The sequence below is a fragment of the Bradyrhizobium sp. 23 genome, from assembly GCF_023073295.1.
In the GTDB taxonomy this organism is placed as follows: domain Bacteria; phylum Pseudomonadota; class Alphaproteobacteria; order Rhizobiales; family Xanthobacteraceae; genus Bradyrhizobium; species Bradyrhizobium canariense_D.
Genome location: NZ_JADPJF010000014.1, coordinates 123158 through 125765, shown reverse-complemented (window position 1 = coordinate 125765; position 2608 = coordinate 123158). Strand labels below are relative to the sequence as shown.

The window sequence follows — 2608 nt, the reverse complement described above, 5'->3', positions numbered from 1 at the left end:
CCGCAAGGTTGGCGGTGCCGGTCACAACCGTCATGTCGCTCGATGCGCCCGATATCTGCACCAGATAGGTCGATGCCGCCGTCATCGTCAGGCTGCCGCTGACGGTGAGCGTGCCGATCGAATTGCCAGGCGCCAGCGTGCCGCCGTTGACGTTGGTGTTGCCGACCGTGCCGATGCCGCCAAGCGTACCTCCAGTGTTCACGGTGATGCCGCTTGCCGAGGTGATATCGCCGTTGACCGCGAGCGTGCCACCATTGACGTTGACCGGACCTGCAAAGGTGCTGGTGCCGGTCAGGGTCCAGATCGAATTGTCGACCTTGTTGAAGGTGCCGAACCCCTGATACTGCGCGGCCGCGTCGATCTGCGAGACATCGAAGCTCGCCGCGCCAGTGCCGCCGAGCTGGAACGTGTCGGCGCCGGTGCCAAGCACATTGGTCGTGATCACCGAGCCCGGCGCCAGCGTCAGCGTATTGCCACCGACGGCAAACCGGATCGCGGCGGTGCCACCGCTGATGGTACCGGCATTGAAGACCGAAGAACCGGCGCCGGTGGCGTAAATTCCGTACTGGCCACTGGTGATGCTGCCGGAATTGGTGACGTTGGCAAAGCCTCCGATGGCGCCAATGGCAACGACGGTGCCGGTGATGTTGCCGGAATTGGTGACGTTGGCGGAGCCTGCGGCGACGTAAATTCCCACCTTGCCGCCCGCAATAGTACCGCCGGCCTTGTTGGTTACTGTTGCCTTCTGGTCGGCAATAATACCACCGTCGACGAAACCAGCGATGGCGCCGCCGGTGATGCTGCCGGAATTGGTGACATCGGCGATCGCGGCCCTAATTCCATACAGGCCGCCTGTAATACTGCCGCCGGCACTGTTGGTTACCGTTGCGGTCGTTTGGGCGAAAATACCGGCGTCGGTGCCGCCGGTGATGCTGCCGGAATTGGAGACATTGGCAAAGCCTCCGACGGCGGAAATTCCGCTCTCGGCGCCGCTGATGTTGCCGGAGGCATTGTTGGTCACCGTCGCGTTGGACTGAGAGATGACGCCGAAGGAGCCCGCGCCGGTGCCGGTGATGCTGCCGGAATTGGAGACATTGGCAAAGCCTCCTCCGACGGCGGCAATTCCGAACCCGCCGCCCGTGATGTTGCCGGCAGCATTGTTGGTCACCGTCACGCCGACTGAGCCGGCAATGCCGACCTGGCCGCCCGTGATGTTTCCCGAATTGGTGACATCGGCGACCGTGGCGCCAATTCCGTAAAAGCCGCCCGTAATACTGCCGCCGGCATTGTTGGTTACCGTTGCAGTGCCTACCGCGCCAATACCGGCGTTGGCGGCGCCGGCGATGCTGCCGGAATTGGTGACATCGGCAGATCCGAGAGCAAAAATTCCGTGCGCGCCGCCTGTGATGCTGCCGGCGGCAAGGTTCGTCACCGTCGCGTTGGTGTCGGCGTAAATGCCGCGGCCCAAAAGGCCGTCGGTGCCGGTGATGCTGCCGGAATTGGTAACAGCGCCCGAACCGAGAGCGAGGCCGTTCTGAAGACCGGTGACGGAGGCGTTGATATCGACAGTGACCGTGACGCCAGTTTCGACGGCGGTGCCGTAGCCGTTGTTGGGGTCTGCGCTGGTGCCGGGCGCGCCGGCGCCCTGATTAATGGTGATCCCGGTACAGGTCGCGGTGACATCGTTGGCGGATGCGGGGGTGCAATCCGCCTGCGCGGCTGTATCGGCCAGCAGCACGATTGCGATGGCGGCGACCAGAGTTGGCGCCGCGGCCGTGATGGCACGCCACCAAGCGGAGCCACTACGCAGCCGCGCAGTCCCGGACATTTGCGCTAGCCCCGTGGCTGCGCGCGATTCCGTTAGTGCAGTATCCGAGCGAGCGCGATGGCGCGCATTGAGCAACTGTCGCGCCATACAAATTTCCGTTATTCCAAAATTGATCTTCACTGTGGACTATCGTCAGCATCAAAGATACCGCCGCTGAACCACGGGGCGCAGTTTGATGGTGATCGTTGCCTCAAAGGCACAGCGGTGAGATGGCAAACCTGGTGCGGTCCGAAAACCCCCTAATTAGGTGGCTCGCTGTCTTTTATGCATGCCCGACTTGGGCCAAAGGTCGAAACTGCGGGACTGCTTGTGCAAGTCTGCTTGAACTTCAAAAGCGGACACTTCCACTTTTATGAGTCCACGTTCTACGCCGCGTAGGTCGCCCGCAACTTCTTCGGATCAAGCAGCGCCAGAACGCCATCCGCCGACACCGGCCGGCTGATGAGATAACCCTGCACCTCGTCGCAACCGATCTGGCGCAGATATTCGAGCTGGTCGGCGGTCTCGACGCCTTCGGCGACCACGCCGATGCGCAGGTCGCGCGCGAGCCCAATCACCGATTTCACGATCGCGGCGCAGTCGGGCTGCACCAGCATGTCGCGGATGAAGGACTGGTCGATCTTGATGCGGCTGAACGGCAGCTTGCGCAGGTAAGTCAGCGAGGAGAAGCCGGTGCCGAAATCGTCGAGCGCCACGGTGACGCCGAGCTCCAGCAGCGCGTTCAGGACCGACGCGGCCGAGGCGTATTTCGACAGCAGCATCGATTCCGTGATCTCGATC

At 62.6% G+C, this 2608-nt stretch carries 1 protein-coding gene and 1 pseudogene; both read right to left on the bottom strand.

All coding sequences use genetic code 11. The features are described 5' to 3' along the window. Positions 1–1828: pseudogene (locus tag IVB32_RS02730) on the bottom strand (hypothetical protein); the annotation flags it as partial. A 365-nt stretch (positions 1829–2193) separates the two neighbouring features. Continuing rightward, positions 2194–2608: EAL domain-containing protein (locus IVB32_RS02725; RefSeq protein ID WP_247409704.1), on the bottom strand; the 415-nt coding region annotated here is incomplete at its 5' end.